This is a genomic window from Pseudomonas sp. NFIX49, from assembly GCF_900115915.1.
Lineage (GTDB): Bacteria > Pseudomonadota > Gammaproteobacteria > Pseudomonadales > Pseudomonadaceae > Aquipseudomonas > Aquipseudomonas pharyngis.
This window is the reverse complement of sequence record NZ_FOYE01000011.1, coordinates 158,293-173,705: the sequence shown is the minus strand read 5'-3', so window position 1 is coordinate 173,705 and position 15,413 is coordinate 158,293. Positions and strand designations below refer to the sequence as shown.

Annotated in this window: 11 protein-coding genes; 8 read left to right on the top strand and 3 right to left on the bottom strand. The window is 60.1% G+C overall.

Annotation, left to right across the window (positions count from 1 at the left end):
* Positions 1 to 31 precede the first annotated feature (31 nt).
* The 3 genes from BMZ46_RS27815 (at position 32) to BMZ46_RS27805 (ending at position 4,155) form a co-directional block, all read left to right on the top strand.
* On the top strand, positions 32 to 1,303 hold the full coding sequence (locus BMZ46_RS27815; protein WP_007959907.1) for a YeaH/YhbH family protein: 1,272 nt from the start codon (positions 32 to 34) through the stop codon (positions 1,301 to 1,303).
* Positions 1,300 to 2,862 carry a SpoVR family protein gene (locus BMZ46_RS27810; protein ID WP_039768077.1) on the top strand — a complete coding sequence of 521 codons (1,563 nt, stop codon included), beginning with the start codon at positions 1,300 to 1,302 and terminating at the stop codon, positions 2,860 to 2,862. Before BMZ46_RS27815 ends, BMZ46_RS27810 begins: the two co-directional genes overlap by 4 nt.
* Before the next feature lie 63 nt (positions 2,863 to 2,925).
* Positions 2,926 to 4,155, top strand: a complete 1,230-nt coding sequence (locus BMZ46_RS27805; protein ID WP_074692224.1) for a multifunctional CCA addition/repair protein — start codon at positions 2,926 to 2,928, stop codon at positions 4,153 to 4,155.
* Positions 4,156 to 4,194: 39 nt separating this feature from the next.
* Here the strand turns inward: BMZ46_RS27805 and folK are convergent, their stop codons facing one another.
* Positions 4,195 to 4,713 (bottom strand): 2-amino-4-hydroxy-6-hydroxymethyldihydropteridine diphosphokinase, encoded by a 519-nt coding sequence (gene folK, locus BMZ46_RS27800; RefSeq protein WP_074692221.1) that lies wholly within the window; start codon positions 4,711 to 4,713, stop codon positions 4,195 to 4,197.
* Entirely contained in the window at positions 4,704 to 5,060 is a 357-nt protein-coding gene (gene folB, locus BMZ46_RS27795) for a dihydroneopterin aldolase (protein ID WP_064380331.1), read from the bottom strand. Before folB ends, folK begins: the two co-directional genes overlap by 10 nt.
* Before the next feature lie 74 nt (positions 5,061 to 5,134).
* On the opposite strand from folB, the gene plsY reads away from it, so the two are divergent.
* Positions 5,135 to 5,704 (top strand): glycerol-3-phosphate 1-O-acyltransferase PlsY, encoded by a 570-nt coding sequence (gene plsY, locus BMZ46_RS27790; protein ID WP_007959895.1) that lies wholly within the window; start codon positions 5,135 to 5,137, stop codon positions 5,702 to 5,704.
* A 23-nt stretch (positions 5,705 to 5,727) separates the two neighbouring features.
* Here the strand turns inward: plsY and tsaD are convergent, their stop codons facing one another.
* Positions 5,728 to 6,753, bottom strand: a complete 1,026-nt coding sequence (gene tsaD / locus BMZ46_RS27785; protein ID WP_039768071.1) for a tRNA (adenosine(37)-N6)-threonylcarbamoyltransferase complex transferase subunit TsaD — start codon at positions 6,751 to 6,753, stop codon at positions 5,728 to 5,730.
* Between the two features lie 199 nt (positions 6,754 to 6,952).
* Here tsaD and rpsU point away from each other — a divergent pair, with 199 nt between their 5' ends.
* From rpsU to BMZ46_RS27765, 4 genes are all read left to right on the top strand, one after another.
* Positions 6,953 to 7,168, top strand: a complete 216-nt coding sequence (gene rpsU / locus BMZ46_RS27780) for a 30S ribosomal protein S21 (RefSeq protein WP_002551877.1) — start codon at positions 6,953 to 6,955, stop codon at positions 7,166 to 7,168.
* Between the two features lie 480 nt (positions 7,169 to 7,648).
* Entirely contained in the window at positions 7,649 to 9,616 is a 1,968-nt protein-coding gene (gene dnaG / locus BMZ46_RS27775) for a DNA primase (protein WP_074692219.1), read from the top strand.
* 67 nt (positions 9,617 to 9,683) lie between these two features.
* Positions 9,684 to 11,531 carry an RNA polymerase sigma factor RpoD gene (rpoD, locus tag BMZ46_RS27770; RefSeq protein ID WP_039768067.1) on the top strand — a complete coding sequence of 616 codons (1,848 nt, stop codon included), beginning with the start codon at positions 9,684 to 9,686 and terminating at the stop codon, positions 11,529 to 11,531.
* A 126-nt stretch (positions 11,532 to 11,657) separates the two neighbouring features.
* Positions 11,658 to 15,404: a bifunctional diguanylate cyclase/phosphodiesterase gene (locus tag BMZ46_RS27765; RefSeq protein WP_039768065.1), complete on the top strand. Its 3,747-nt coding sequence runs from the start codon at positions 11,658 to 11,660 to the stop codon at positions 15,402 to 15,404.
* Positions 15,405 to 15,413: the final 9 nt, after the last annotated feature.

Genomic DNA, 15,413 nt, shown 5'->3' with positions numbered 1-15,413 from the left:
TCACTACTTGAAGCTGCCCGGAGGGCCTCCTATGAGCTATGTGATCGACCGACGTCTCAATGGCAAGAACAAGAGCACGGTGAACCGTCAGCGCTTCCTGCGGCGTTACCGTGACCACATCAAGAAGGCTGTCGAAGAGGCGGTCAGCCGGCGTTCCATTACCGATATGGAACACGGTGAGCAGATCAGCATTCCCGGTCGCGATATCGACGAGCCGGTGCTTCACCATGGTCGCGGCGGCAAGCAGACCGTGGTCCATCCCGGCAACAAGGAGTTCACCGCCGGCGAACATATTGCCCGTCCGCCGGGAGGCGGAGGTGGCCGTGGGCCAGGCAAGGCCGGCAACTCCGGCGAAGGCATGGACGAGTTCGTCTTCCAGATCACCCAGGAAGAATTCCTCGAATTCATGTTCGAGGACCTCGAACTGCCCAACCTGGTCAAGCGCAACCTGACCGGCACCGACACCTTCAAGACCGTACGTGCGGGGATCAGCAACGAGGGCAACCCGTCGCGGATCAACATCATCCGTACCCTGCGTTCGGCTCATGCACGGCGCATTGCGTTGTCGGGCAGCAGCCGCGCCAAACTGCGCGAAGTCAAAGAAGAGCTGGCGCGACTGAAACGCGAAGAACCGGATAACTTCGGGGATATTCAGGATCTCGAGGCGGAAATCGAGAAACTCAGTGCGCGCATCCATCGGGTGCCGTTCCTCGATACCTTCGACCTCAAGTACAACCTGCTGATCAAGCAGCCGAACCCCAGCTCGAAGGCCGTGATGTTCTGCCTGATGGACGTTTCCGGCTCCATGACCCAGGCGACCAAGGACATCGCCAAGCGCTTCTTCATCCTGTTGTACCTGTTCCTCAAGCGGAACTACGACAAGATCGACGTGGTGTTCATCCGCCACCACACCAGCGCCCGGGAAGTGGACGAAGAAGAGTTTTTCTATTCCCGGGAAACCGGCGGCACCATCGTTTCCAGTGCACTCAAGCTGATGCAGGAGATCATGGCCGAGCGCTACCCAAGCAACGAATGGAACATCTACGCCGCCCAGGCTTCCGACGGCGACAACTGGAACGACGACTCGCCGATCTGCCGCGACATCCTGATCAACCAGATCATGCCGTTCGTGCAGTACTACACTTACGTGGAGATCACCCCGCGCGAACATCAGGCCTTGTGGTACGAGTACGAGCGCATCGCCGAAGCCTTTTCCGATACTTTTGCCCAGCAACAACTGGTCTCGGCCGGGGATATCTATCCGGTCTTCCGTGAACTCTTCCAGCGCAGGTTAGTGACATGACCGCCAAAGAGCAGAAGCGCCAACCCATTTCCACCGGCTCGGAATGGACATTCGAGCTGATCCAGACGTACGACCGTGAAATCGCCCGTATCGCGGCCCGCTATGCCCTGGATACCTATCCCAACCAGATCGAAGTGATCACCGCCGAACAGATGATGGACGCCTATGCGTCGGTCGGCATGCCGCTGGGCTATCACCATTGGTCCTACGGCAAGCACTTTCTCAGTACCGAAAAATCCTACAGTCGCGGGCAGATGGGGCTGGCGTACGAGATCGTGATCAACTCGGACCCGTGCATCGCGTACCTGATGGAAGAAAACACCATCTGCATGCAGGCGCTGGTGGTCGCGCATGCCTGCTACGGCCACAACAGCTTCTTCAAGGGCAACTATCTGTTCCGCACCTGGACCGACGCCAGTTCGATTATCGATTACCTGGTGTTCGCCAAGCAGTACATCATGCAGTGCGAAGAGCGCCACGGCATCGATGCGGTGGAGGATCTGCTCGACTCCTGCCATGCCCTGATGAACTACGGCGTCGACCGCTACAAGCGTCCGTATCCGATTTCCGCGGAGGAAGAGCGGCGCCGGCAGAAGGATCGCGAGGAGCACTTGCAGAAACAGATCAACGACCTGTGGCGCACCATCCCCAAAGGCGCAGACAAGTACAGCGACAAGGACAACGCGCGCTTCCCGGCCGAACCGCAGGAAAACATCCTGTATTTCATCGAGAAACACGCCCCGCTGCTGGAACCCTGGCAGCGCGAGATCGTGCGGATCGTGCGCAAGATCGCCCAGTATTTCTATCCACAGCGCCAGACCCAGGTGATGAACGAAGGCTGGGCGACGTTCTGGCACTACACGCTGATGAACGACCTGTACGACGAAGGCCTGGTGACCGACGGCTTCATGATGGAGTTCCTGACGTCCCACACCAGCGTGGTGTTCCAGCCGGGGTTCGACAGCCCGTATTACAACGGCATCAACCCGTATGCCCTGGGCTTTGCGATGTATCGCGACATCCGGCGCATGTGCGAAGAGCCCACGGAAGAAGACCGCCGCTGGTTCCCGGAAATCGCCGGCAGCGATTGGTTGTCGACCATCAAGTTCGCCATGAGCAGCTTCAAGGACGAGAGTTTCATCCTGCAGTACCTGTCACCCAAGGTGATCCGCGACCTGAAGCTGTTCAGCATCCTCGATGACGACCAGAAGGACGATCTGCTGGTACCGGCGATCCATGACGAGGGCGGTTACCGGATCATCCGCGAAACGCTCGCCGCGCAATACAACCTGGGTAACCGCGAGCCGAACGTGCAGATCTACAGCATCGATCGCCGCGGCGACCGCTCGCTGACCCTGCGCCACCAGCAACACGACCGCAAACCGCTGGGCGATTCCACCGAAGAGGTCCTCAAACACCTGCACCGGCTATGGGGCTTCGACATTCATCTGGAAACCCTGCAGGGCGACCAGATCATGAAGACCCATCACGTTCCGCCCCGCAGCGAACACAGCGAGGGGGACTACGGTCGACTCGACCTGGCCGTCATTCATCTTTGATCCCGTTCAGGCCTCCGAAAGTCCGGCGCAAGGGTTATCCTGTCGGGCCAACGGAGGTTTTTTATGCAGATTTACAAGGTCGGCGGTGCGGTACGTGATCGCCTGCTGGGCAAACCGGTCACCGATATCGATTGGGTGGTGGTCGGCGCGACCACGGAAGAAATGCTTGCCAAGGGATATCGCCCGGTCGGTGCGGATTTCCCGGTGTTTCTTCACCCGAAAAGCGGCGAGGAGTACGCCCTCGCCCGCACCGAGCGCAAGAGCGGTCGCGGTTATGGTGGCTTCACCTTTCACGCCAGCCCCGAGGTCACGCTGGAAGAAGACCTGATCCGCCGTGACCTGACAATCAATGCCATGGCCGAAGACGATCAGCAAAACCTGACCGATCCCTACCACGGTCAGCGTGATCTTGAAGAGCGGATCCTGCGCCACGTTTCCCCCGCGTTTGCCGAAGATCCGCTCAGGGTTCTGCGTGTTGCGCGCTTTGCTGCCCGCTACGCAGAGCTGGGTTTCAAGGTAGCGCCCGAAACTTTGGAGTTGATGCGTCAGCTCAGCGAATCAGGTGAACTGGAAGCCCTTACGGCCGAACGCAGCTGGAAGGAGATTTCCCGCGCACTGATGGAAGATCAGCCCCAGGTGTTCATTCAGGTGTTGCGCGATTGCGGCGCCTTGAAGGTGCTGATGCCAGAGGTCGATGCCTTGTTCGGCGTGCCGCAACCGGAAGCCCATCATCCGGAAATCGACAGCGGTATTCACACCCTGAGCGTGCTTGAGCAGTCAGCCCTGCACAAGCAGCCGCTGACCGTGCGCTGGGCCTGCCTGCTGCACGACCTCGGCAAAGGCCTGACGCCAGAAGCGGAATGGCCACGACACATCGCCCATGAGCACAAAGGCCTGACGTTGATCAAAGCGGTCAACGAACGCTTCAAGGCGCCGAAGGACTGTCAGGAGTTGGCCTTGCTGGTCGGCCAATATCACACCCACGGGCATCGCGCCCTGGAGTTGAAAGCGTCGACTTTGCTTGAGTTGCTGCAAAGCTTTGACGTTTACCGTCGACCACAGCGTTTCGAAGAATTCATCGTCGCGTGCGAGATGGATGCCCGAGGCCGCAAAGGGCTTGAGCAGCGCAGTTATCCACAGGCGGATTACCTGCGCGGTGCGGCCGATGTGGCGCGCGGCGTGGCGGTACAGCCGTTGCTGGAGAAGGGATTCAAAGGCCCGGAACTGGGCGAGGCACTCAAGCGCGAACGGCTCAAGGCGTTGAAGGCTTACAAGGAGTCGGCAGCGTCTTGATATCAGGTGATCCGCCCTCGTGAGGACGGATCAGGCAGTTCAACGCATGCCCGAAGGCGTGAGCTGAGCACCGCGCCACTCAAATCCGACCGGTGCCAGCACCTGATCGATCTGCGCCTCGGCCCACAATGTCGCAAAGCTTTTTCCCACACCAGGATGCACCCGATCCGGCGCAATCAAAGACAGCGGCCACAGCACAAAGGCATTTTTCAGGATTTCCGCCCGAGGCAGGACCAGTCCATCGAAGTTGCCCGCCAGATCGCCGTACAGCAGCACGTCGATATCCAGCGGCAAGCCCTTGCGATCCGGCGCATAACGGCCATTGTCCGCTTCAATGAATTTCAAGCGGCGATCCAGCTCGATCAACGGCAGATCCGTAAAAGCCGACACCACGAAGTTGAAGAACGGCCCGCTCTTGATCCCCACCGGCTGGCTTTCGAACACCGGCGAACAGCGAATATCCACCAAAAACGTGGACAAGGCATCCAGACCGGCCTGCAAATGGGTTTCGCGCTCGATATTGCTACCGAGCCCGAGATAGACCTGGGTCAGCGACATCCGCGCTCGATCTCCACACCCACGCCACCCTTGGCGGCCGGTACGGCACCTGGCTTGGTCAGCTTCAGGCGCACCCAGGTGATCTTGAATTCACTCATCAGCACTTCAACCAGACGTTCGGCGAACGTCTCGACCAGTTGATACCGGGATTGCTCGGCAAAGGCCTGGATCCGCGTGGATACACTGGCGTAATCGAGCGCCAGGGTCAGGTCGTCACCGGCGGCGGCCGGCCGATTGTCCCAGGCGAAGCTCAGATCAAGACGCAGGCACTGTCGGATGCCGCGCTCCCAGTCGTAGGCACCGATCACGGTGTCGACTTCCAGGCCCTCGATAAACACTCTGTCCAAGCACTTTTCTCCGCTGCACGACAAGGGCGCAATGCGCCGTTAGAATCAGGGCGTCCTCGCCCGGAATAGTTAGCATGTTTTGGTTACTGGCGATCCTCGCCTACCTGCTCGGCTCTCTGTCCTTCGCCATTTTGCTCAGCCGCCTGACCGGAAATCCGGATCCGCGAATGAGTGGCTCGGGTAATGCCGGCGCCACCAACATGCTGCGCCTGGCCGGACGCAAACTCGCGATCCTGACCCTGCTGGGTGATCTGTGCAAAGGCCTGCTGCCGGTGCTGATCGCCTCGGCTATGGGCCTTTCGCTGCAGGATCAAGCGTGGATCGGCGTCTGCGCCGTGATCGGTCACCTGTTCCCGTTGTACTTTCGCTTTCGCGGTGGCAAGGGCGTCGCCACGGCGGCCGGCATGCTGCTGGGCCTGTATCCACCCGCTGCGCTGCTGGCCGTGTGCGCCTGGCTGCTGACGTTCTACCTGACCCGTACCAGCTCGCTGGCGGCACTGATCGCCACTCCGCTGACCCTGCCGTTGCTGGCCTGGCAGGAACCGGCGGCGCTGTTGCCGATGAGCACGCTGACATTGCTGATCGTCTGGCGCCACCGGGGCAATCTACGCGACCTGTTCGCCGGGCGCGAACGGCATTTTTAAATAACGTACGTGAGCGCCGCTCATCACAGCGCCGACAACTGCTCCATCGGCCAGCGCGCCTGCACGCTGATCGCCAGACTTTCCTGCTGACCGGCCTGCAAACGCTGGCAACCGGCAAACGCGATCATCGCGCCGTTATCGGTGCAAAACTCGGGACGGGCATAAAACACATCGCCCTTCATGTCGCCGAGCATTTTCTCCAGCGACACACGCAGGGCCTTGTTGGCACTGACGCCGCCGGCAATTACAAGACGCTTCATGCCGGCCTGCTTCAAGGCCCGCTTGCACTTGATGGTCAAAGTCTCCACCACGGCCTGCTGGAACGCCAGCGCGATGTCGCAACGGGCTTGCTCGCTGTCGTCCCCGGCGCTGACGCACTGCTGCCAGGTGTTGAGGGCGAAGGTCTTCAGGCCGCTGAAGCTGAAATCCAGGCCCGGGCGATCACACATCGGACGCGGGAAGGTGAAACGTCCTGCGACGCCCTTCTCTGCCAGCTTGGCGATTTCCGGTCCGCCCGGATAATTGAGACCCATCATTTTGGCAGTCTTGTCGAAAGCTTCGCCCGCCGCATCGTCCAGCGTCTCGCCGAGGAGGCTGTATTGGCCGATGCCATCGACCTGAACCAGCTGCGTATGACCACCGGACACCAACAAAGCGACGAACGGGAACTCTGGCGGTTTTGGCTCCAGCATCGGCGCCAGCAGGTGGCCTTCCATATGGTGCACGCCAAGGGCCGGAATGCCCCAGGCAAAGGCCAGCGCCTGGGCGCACGAAGCCCCCACCAGCAGCGCACCGACCAGGCCGGGACCCGCGGTGTAGGCGATGGCGTCGATCTCGGTTGGTACGCAGTCCGCCTCGGCCAGCACCTGACGAATCAGGGGCAGCATGCGCTTGACGTGATCGCGCGAGGCCAGCTCCGGCACCACGCCACCATAGACACGGTGCAGGTCGATCTGACTGAACAGCGCATCGGCCAGCAGGCCGCGTTCACTGTCGTACAAAGCGACGCCGGTTTCGTCGCAGGAAGTTTCTAATCCCAGTACTAGCATGGGTTTGCGCCTTGTTTAGGCTGAATTCGAAGGCGCGCATAATAGTCGCCGCGTGATGCCCCGACCAGCGGTTTTCGATCAGAGGCTTTGCATTCCGAGCGATGAGGGGTTAACATCCGCAACCCTTAAAAACCGACGTCTTCAAGTGCTCTTTTGCCGCGAGGATGTTGACCCCGGTAATGAATGAAGGTAGCTCTGGATGCCAGCCGTCAAAGTTAAAGAGAACGAACCCTTCGACGTAGCTCTGCGTCGTTTCAAGCGCTCCTGCGAAAAAGCCGGTGTACTGGCTGAAGTTCGTAGCCGCGAATTTTACGAGAAGCCAACTTCTGAGCGTAAGCGCAAGGCAGCTGCTGCTGTTAAGCGTCACGCCAAGAAAGTTCAGCGCGAACAGCGCCGCGCCGTTCGTCTGTACTAATACACAGACGATCGTAGCAAGCTTCTGCCAAGCCCGGCCCTCAGCCGGGCTAATGGCATTTGCGTAAAACGCTTGATGCTTCACCGTCGAAGCCGCAGATGCGACCGAGACAAACCCGCTTCACCGCGTCAGGCCTGGCTCTTTTGCCAGCGGTGCACGTCTTTTCTGACGAGCCTTTCAAGGCTACTGACGAGCACACCCACTGATTCCTCTTACGACGATCAGCCCAAGGCACCAGCTTGCGTGCCCGCTTCATGAGCTATCCGAGGCCGATTACCAGCCGTCAGCGGATTCAGCGCAACATTTTCGAATAGTCGAAGACTGATGAGCACTAACGTCAGTGGATTTTCGGCAGATACACTTCCCGACAGCGATTACGCAAACGACACCGGTCGAGCCGCCCAACGTGCGCGCATCACTCATTGACCCGCGTCCGGCCGCCTTTCGCATCGGACCCATTACAGCGCAGACGAGAACGCCATGGCCGGGCTGATTCCCCAGAGCTTCATTGACGACCTTCTGAACCGCACCGACATCGTCGACGTGGTCAGCTCGCGCGTGCAATTGAAGAAGGCCGGCAAAAACTACACCGCCTGCTGCCCGTTCCATAAAGAGAAAACCCCGTCGTTCAGCGTCAGTCCCGATAAGCAGTTCTATTACTGCTTCGGCTGCGGCGCCGGCGGCAACGCCCTCGGCTTTCTCATGGATCACGACAACCTGGACTTCCCCCAGGCTGTCGAAGATCTGGCCAAAGCCGCCGGCATGGAAGTCCCACGCGAAGAAGGCGGTCGCTCGAACAAACCGCGCCAGCCGACCGACTCACCGCTGTACCCGCTGCTCACAGCCGCCGCCGACTTTTATCGACAGGCGCTCAAAAGCCATCCGGCACGCAAGGCTGCAGTGGACTACCTCAAGGGTCGCGGCCTGACCGGCGAAATCGCCCGGGACTTCGGCCTCGGATTCGCACCGCCGGGATGGGACAACCTGTTCAAACACTTGAGCAGCGACACCTTGCAGCAGAAAGCCATGATCGATGCCGGCCTGCTGATCGAAAACGCCGAAACCGGCAAACGCTACGACCGCTTTCGCGATCGCGTGATGTTCCCGATCCGCGACACCCGTGGACGGATCATCGCTTTCGGTGGACGAGTGCTCGGTGACGACAAGCCGAAATACCTGAACTCGCCGGAAACCCCCGTGTTCCATAAAGGCCAGGAACTCTACGGCCTCTACGAAGCACGCAAGAACAATCGCAACCTCGACGAAATCATCGTCGTCGAGGGCTATATGGACGTCATCGCCCTGGCCCAGCAAGGCCTGCGCAATGCCGTCGCGACACTCGGCACCGCCACCAGCGAAGAACACCTCAAGCGTCTGTTTCGCGTGGTGCCGAACGTACTGTTTTGCTTTGACGGCGACCAGGCTGGCCGCAATGCCGCCTGGCGCGCACTGGAAGCCACACTGCCCTGCCTGCAGGACGGGCGCCGTGCACGCTTTCTGTTTCTGCCTGAAGGCGAAGACCCGGATACGTTGATTCGCGCCGAGGGCACTGACGCCTTCCGCGCCCGGATCAATCAGCACGCACAGCCGCTGGCGGACTACTTCTTCCAGCAACTGACCGAAGAAGCCGACCCGCGCTCACTGGAGGGCAAGGCCCACATGGCCACGCTCGCAGCACCGCTGATCGACAAGGTCCCTGGCGCCAACCTGCGCATCCTGATGCGCCAGCGCCTGAGCGAGATCACCGGCCTGAGCAGTGAAAGCGTCAGCCAGCTGGCCCAGAGCGCGCCGCAGGAAGCACCGCCCGCCTACGACCCGGGCATCGACTATGACGCCATGCCGGACTACAGCGACTACCATCAGCCGCAGGCACAGGACATGTATGTGCCGCAGCAGGAATGGACGCCGAAGAAACCCGGTGCCGGCGGCAAGAAATGGGACAAGAAACCGTGGGACAAGAATGGCAAGCGTGGCGGCGATCGCGACCAGCCCCGTGCCCCGCGCGTGCCGGCCGCCGTCGAACCACCGACCCTGGCCGCCCTGAGAACCTTGCTGCATCACCCGCAACTGGCGGAGAAAGTCGAGGACGCCGGGCACTTCGCGGACGAGAACCAGACCAACGCACAACTGCTGGTGGCACTGCTCGAAGCCGTACAGAAGAATCCCAAGCTAAACTCATTTCAGTTGATCGCGCGATGGCACGGAACCGAACAGGGCCGCTTGCTCAAGGCGCTGGCGGAAAAGGAATGGCTGATTGACGGAGACAACCTTGAACAACAGTTTTTCGACACCATTACTAGCTTGTCAGCCCGCCAACGCGAGCGAAATCTGGAACAACTGCTCAGGAAAGCGCGTCAAAGCGAACTGAGCGCCGAAGAGAAAAATCAACTGCGCGACCTTTTAAGTCGCAATGTTTCCGCATCAAACCCGACCTCAACTGGCGCGTGAGGTCATAGCTCAGGTATAATCCTCGGCTTGTTTTTTGCCCGCCAAGACCTTCAGTGGATAGGGTGTTATGTCCGGAAAAGCGCAACAGCAGTCTCGTATTATTGAGTTGATCAAACTGGGTCGTGAGCAGAAGTATCTGACTTACGCCGAGGTCAACGACCACCTGCCCGAGGATATTTCAGATCCGGAGCAGGTGGAAGACATCATCCGCATGATTAACGACATGGGGATCCCCGTACACGAGAGTGCTCCGGATGCGGACGCCCTTATGCTGGCCGACGCCGATACCGACGAGGCCGCTGCGGAAGAAGCAGCCGCTGCGTTGGCGGCGGTGGAGACCGATATCGGTCGCACCACCGACCCGGTGCGCATGTACATGCGTGAAATGGGTACGGTCGAGCTTCTGACTCGTGAAGGCGAAATCGAAATCGCCAAACGCATCGAAGAAGGCATCCGTGAAGTGATGAGCGCCATCGCGCACTTCCCTGGCACGGTTGACCATATTCTCTCCGAGTACACTCGCGTCACTACCGAGGGCGGTCGCCTGTCCGACGTTCTGAGCGGTTACATCGACCCGGACGACGGCATTGCGCCGCCTGCCGCCGAAGTGCCGCCGCCGATCGACGCGAAAGCGGCGAAAGCCGAAGAGTCCGACGACGATGACGACGCCGAAGCTTCCGATGACGAAGAAGAAGCCGAAAGCGGTCCGGATCCGGTCATTGCCGCACAGCGCTTCGGTGCTGTCGCCGACCAGATGGAAATCACCCGCAAGGCCCTGAAAAAGCACGGTCGTCACAACAAGGCGGCAATTGCCGAACTGTTGGCCCTGGCCGAGCTGTTCATGCCGATCAAACTGGTGCCGAAGCAATTCGAAGCCCTGGTCGAGCGTGTTCGCAGTGCCCTGGATCGTCTGCGTCAGCAAGAGCGCGCGATCATGCAACTCTGCGTACGTGATGCACGTATGCCTCGCGCCGACTTCCTGCGCCAGTTCCCGGGCAACGAAGTCGACGAAAGCTGGTCCGACGCCCTGGCCAAAGGCAAGAGCAAGTACGCCGAAGCCATTGCTCGCGTGCAACCGGACATCATCCGTTGCCAGCAGAAGCTGACCGCGCTGGAAACCGAGACCGGTTTGACCATCGCCGAGATCAAGGACATCAACCGTCGCATGTCGATCGGTGAGGCCAAGGCCCGCCGCGCGAAGAAAGAAATGGTTGAAGCAAACTTGCGTCTGGTGATCTCCATCGCCAAGAAGTACACCAACCGCGGCCTGCAATTCCTCGATCTGATCCAGGAAGGCAACATCGGTCTGATGAAAGCGGTGGACAAGTTCGAATACCGTCGTGGTTACAAGTTCTCGACTTATGCCACCTGGTGGATCCGTCAGGCGATCACTCGCTCGATCGCCGACCAGGCCCGCACCATCCGTATTCCGGTGCACATGATCGAGACAATCAACAAGCTCAACCGTATTTCCCGCCAGATGCTGCAGGAAATGGGTCGCGAACCGACCCCGGAAGAGCTGGGTGAACGCATGGAAATGCCTGAGGACAAGATCCGCAAGGTATTGAAGATCGCCAAAGAGCCGATCTCCATGGAAACCCCGATCGGTGATGACGAAGACTCCCATCTGGGTGACTTCATCGAAGACTCGACCATGCAGTCGCCAATCGATGTCGCCACTGTTGAGAGCCTGAAAGAAGCGACCCGCGAAGTGCTGTCCGGCCTTACTGCCCGTGAAGCCAAGGTACTGCGCATGCGTTTCGGTATCGACATGAACACCGACCATACGCTCGAAGAAGTCGGCAAACAGTTTGACGTGACCCGCGAGCGGATCCGTCAGATCGAAGCCAAGGCGCTGCGCAAGCTGCGCCACCCGACGCGAAGCGAGCATCTGCGCTCCTTCCTCGACGAGTGATACCAGAACCCCCGGCCCAGGCCGGGGGTTTTGTTTATATGGCAGATTAAATACTCAGCTCCGCCCTCCCCCGCGCACAGCCCGTCTACACTCGAAACATTCCCCCCGAGCCATAACGAGACCGTTATGCCCAGACTGGCGTCCGTGCTTTTTTTGCTGCCACTGATGATCTGGACCGCAACGGCTGACGCGCTGACTCTGAACGATGAAGAACGTAGCTGGCTGGCGGCTCACCCGGACCTGCGCCTGGGTGTCGATGCATCGTGGCCGCCCTTCGAGTTCCGCGACGACCAGAATCGCTACCAGGGCCTGGCGGCGGACTATATCGATGTGATTCGCCAACGCCTGGCGATCAAACTCACGCCCATCGAGCCGGTGAGCTGGACCGTAGTGCTCGAACAAGCGAAAAACGGCAAGATCGACCTGTTGCCGGGCATCATGTCCACCCCGGAACGCCAGAGCTACCTGTCGTTCACCCGCCCTTATCTCGACTTTCCGATCGTCATCCTCGCCCACGTCGGCGGCCCGCAACCGCGCAAGCTCGAGGAGCTTTACGGCCTGAAAATCGCCGTAGTGGAAAACTACGCGCCCCACGAACTGCTGCGCACCCATCATCCCGACCTGAACCTGGTGGCGATGCCCAATGTCAGCTCTGCGCTGCAGGCCCTGGCCACCGATGAAGTGGACGCCGTGGTCGGCGATCTGGCCTCCAGCGTCTGGAGCCTGCGCCAACTCAAACTGGATGGTTTGTATGTCAGCGGCGAAACCCCTTATCGCTACCAACTGGCGATGGGCGTTCCTCGGGACAACAAAATGCTGGTGGGGATTCTGGACAAGGTGCTTGCCGATATGTCCCCGGAGGAAATCAGCAGCATTCAGGAACATTGGGTGGGCAACGTCCTCGATCACCGGACATTCTGGTCCGATCTGCTGGTTTACGGCTTACCGGGTCTCTCGCTTCTGGTCATCGTGCTGGCGGTGGTGATCCGCATCAACCGCCGCCTCAGTTCGGAAATCGCCCGCCGCATCGACCTCGAACAGGAACTGCGCAGCAGCGAATACCACTATCGCGGACTCGTGGAGAGTCTTTCGGCCATCGCCTGGGAAGCGCGGATCAGTGACTTCACCTACAGCTATGTTTCGCCCCACGCCGAAGATCTGCTCGGTTATCCGCTGTCTCACTGGCTGATTCCGGGCTTCTGGCGCAACATCATTCACCCGGCGGATCTGACCCGCGCCCAGAGCTTCTGCGATCACGAAGTCTTGGCTGGACGCGACCACAGCCTCGATTACCGGGTGATCACCGCTGACGGCCGCTGCCTGTGGGTGCGCGACATCGTCAGCCTGATCGAACATGGCCATGAACCGGTAATGCGCGGCCTGATGATCGACATCAGCGAAACCAAGCGCACTGAAGAGGCGTTGCGCCTGTCGGAACAGAAGTTCGCGTCGGTATTCCAGCAATGCCCGGACATCCTGGTCATTGCACGGCTCTCCGACGGCTGCCTGCTGGAGGTCAACGAAGCCTTTGAGGAGCAGATCGGGCTCAAGGCCGAAGAAGTCATCGGCCAGACCGCCACCGAACTCAACATCTGGGGCATTCCCGGTGTTGGTCCCGGCCTGCTTCAGCGGCTGCAGGCCGGCAGCATTCGCAACCTGGAGATGCCCTTTCGCCGCAACAATGGTCAAGTGTTCACCGGGCTGATTTCCGCTGAACCCTTCGAGCTCGACACCACACCGGCGCTGGTCGTGGTGGTGCGCGACATCACCCAGCTCAAGGAAACCCAGCAGCAACTGCAAACCTCCGAAGAAAAGTTCGCCAAGGCCTTCCACGCCTCGCCGGACGGTCTGCTGCTGTCGCGCCAGAGCGATGGCCTGCTGCTGGAGGTCAACGAAGGTTTCAGTCGTATCACTGGTTTCAACAGCGCCATGTCGGTGGATCGCTCGGCGCTGGACCTGGGCATCTGGGTCAACCTCAACGAGCGCAAGCAAATGCTCGATCTGCTGCACCGCGACGGGTTCGTTCGCGACTTCAGCTGCCACATCCGCCGCAGCGACGGGCAGATCCGCCTCTGCGAAGTCTCCAGCCGTCCGCTGCCCATCGGCGACGAAGACTGCATGCTGACCATCGCCCGGGACATCACCGAGCGCCACTTGATGCAGGAAAAACTGCAGCAAGCTGCGACCGTGTTCGAGAGCACTGCCGAAGGCGTGCTGATCACCGACACCCAGCAACACATCAGCGCCGTGAACCGGGCCTTCACCGAAATCACCGGCTACAGCGAAAGCGAAGCACTGGGTCACACTCCGCGCCTGCTGGCCTCCGGACTGCACGACAGCGCGTTTTACGCGGCGATGTGGCATCAATTGACCGACGAAGGTCACTGGCAGGGCGAGATCTCCAACCGGCGTAAAAATGGCGAGCTGTACCCGAGCTGGCTGACCATCAGCGCCGTGCGCAACCGCGACAAGTTCATCACCCACTTCGTTGCGGTGTTTGCCGATATCTCCAGCCTCAAGCACGCCCAGGCCAAACTCGACTACCAGGCCCATCACGACCCGCTCACAGGGCTGCCAAACCGTACGCTGTTCGAAAGCCGTCTGTTGACGGCACTCAACAGCCAGCAGGAAAACGGCGGCCAGGGCGCTGTGCTCTTCCTCGACCTCGACCGTTTCAAGCACATCAACGACAGCCTCGGTCACCCGGTCGGCGATTTGCTGCTCAAGGGCATCGCCGTACGCCTCAAGGAGCAACTGCGAGACATCGACACCGTCGCGCGGCTGGGTGGCGACGAATTCATCATTCTGTTGCCCGGCCTGCAACAACCCGGCGATGCCGACAACATCGCCACCAAACTGCTGAACTGCTTCGGCGCGCCGTTCCAGGCCGGCGAGCATGAGTTCTTCATCAGCGCCAGCATCGGCACCAGCCTTTACCCGCGCGACGGCTGCGATGTCGCGACCCTGATCAAGAACGCGGACGCGGCGATGTACCGCTCCAAGGCCAAGGGCCGCAACCGGGTCGAAAGCTACACCCGCGACCTCACCGCCCAGGCCAGCGAACGCGTAGCACTGGAACACGAACTTCGCCGGGCCATCGAGCGCGAGGAGTTGTACCTCTATTACCAGCCGAAAATCAGCCTCGACGATCACAATCTGGTCGGCGCCGAAGCCCTGATCCGCTGGCGCCACCCGAACTTCGGCGAAGTGCCGCCAGAGCATTTCATTCCGCTGGCAGAAGAGAACGGCATGATTCTGCAAATCGGCGACTGGGTGCTGGAAACCGCCTGCCGGCAGATGTTCGAGTGGGGCCAGATCTATGAATCCCTCGGCCCGCTATCGGTGAACCTCGCCGGCGCACAACTGCGTCAACCGAATCTGCTGGGACGCATCGAGCAACTGCTCAAGGACAACCGCCTGCAGCCGGAATTACTGCAACTGGAAATTACCGAAAACTTCATCATGAGCCAGGCTGAAGAAGCGCTGGCAGTGCTGCACCAGCTCAAACAACTCGGCGTGCAACTGGCCATCGATGACTTCGGCACCGGTTATTCCTCGTTGAGTTACCTCAAACGCCTGCCGCTGGACATCCTCAAGATCGACCAGTCGTTCGTTCGCGGCCTGCCCGACGACCCGCACGACGCGGCGATTGTCCGCGCCATCATCGCTCTCGGCCGCAGCATGCAATTCACAGTAATTGCCGAAGGCGTGGAAACCCAGGCCCAACAACAGTTCCTCGCCGCCGAAGGCTGCGAACAGATCCAGGGCTACATCGTCAGCCTGCCGCTGCCACCAGAAGAGTTCGCCGCGACGTTTCTTCGTATAGCCGTATCGGATTTTTCGGATAGCACAGCCGAGAAACCGTCGCTATAATCCGCGGCC

Bases quoted from the DNA above. Each gene is read 5' to 3' on its own strand.
- tsaD (WP_039768071.1), bottom strand. From the start codon at position 6,753: ATGCTAGTACTGGGATTAGAAACTTCCTGCGACGAAACCGGCGTCGCT.
- BMZ46_RS27810 (WP_039768077.1), top strand. From the start codon at position 1,300: ATGACCGCCAAAGAGCAGAAGCGCCAACCCATTTCCACCGGCTCGGAA.
- dnaG (WP_074692219.1), top strand. From the start codon at position 7,649: ATGGCCGGGCTGATTCCCCAGAGCTTCATTGACGACCTTCTGAACCGC.
- rpoD (WP_039768067.1), top strand. From the start codon at position 9,684: ATGTCCGGAAAAGCGCAACAGCAGTCTCGTATTATTGAGTTGATCAAA.
- BMZ46_RS27765 (WP_039768065.1), top strand. From the start codon at position 11,658: ATGCCCAGACTGGCGTCCGTGCTTTTTTTGCTGCCACTGATGATCTGG.
- rpsU (WP_002551877.1), top strand. From the start codon at position 6,953: ATGCCAGCCGTCAAAGTTAAAGAGAACGAACCCTTCGACGTAGCTCTG.
- folK (WP_074692221.1), bottom strand. From the start codon at position 4,713: ATGTCGCTGACCCAGGTCTATCTCGGGCTCGGTAGCAATATCGAGCGC.
- plsY (WP_007959895.1), top strand. From the start codon at position 5,135: ATGTTTTGGTTACTGGCGATCCTCGCCTACCTGCTCGGCTCTCTGTCC.
- BMZ46_RS27805 (WP_074692224.1), top strand. From the start codon at position 2,926: ATGCAGATTTACAAGGTCGGCGGTGCGGTACGTGATCGCCTGCTGGGC.
- BMZ46_RS27815 (WP_007959907.1), top strand. From the start codon at position 32: ATGAGCTATGTGATCGACCGACGTCTCAATGGCAAGAACAAGAGCACG.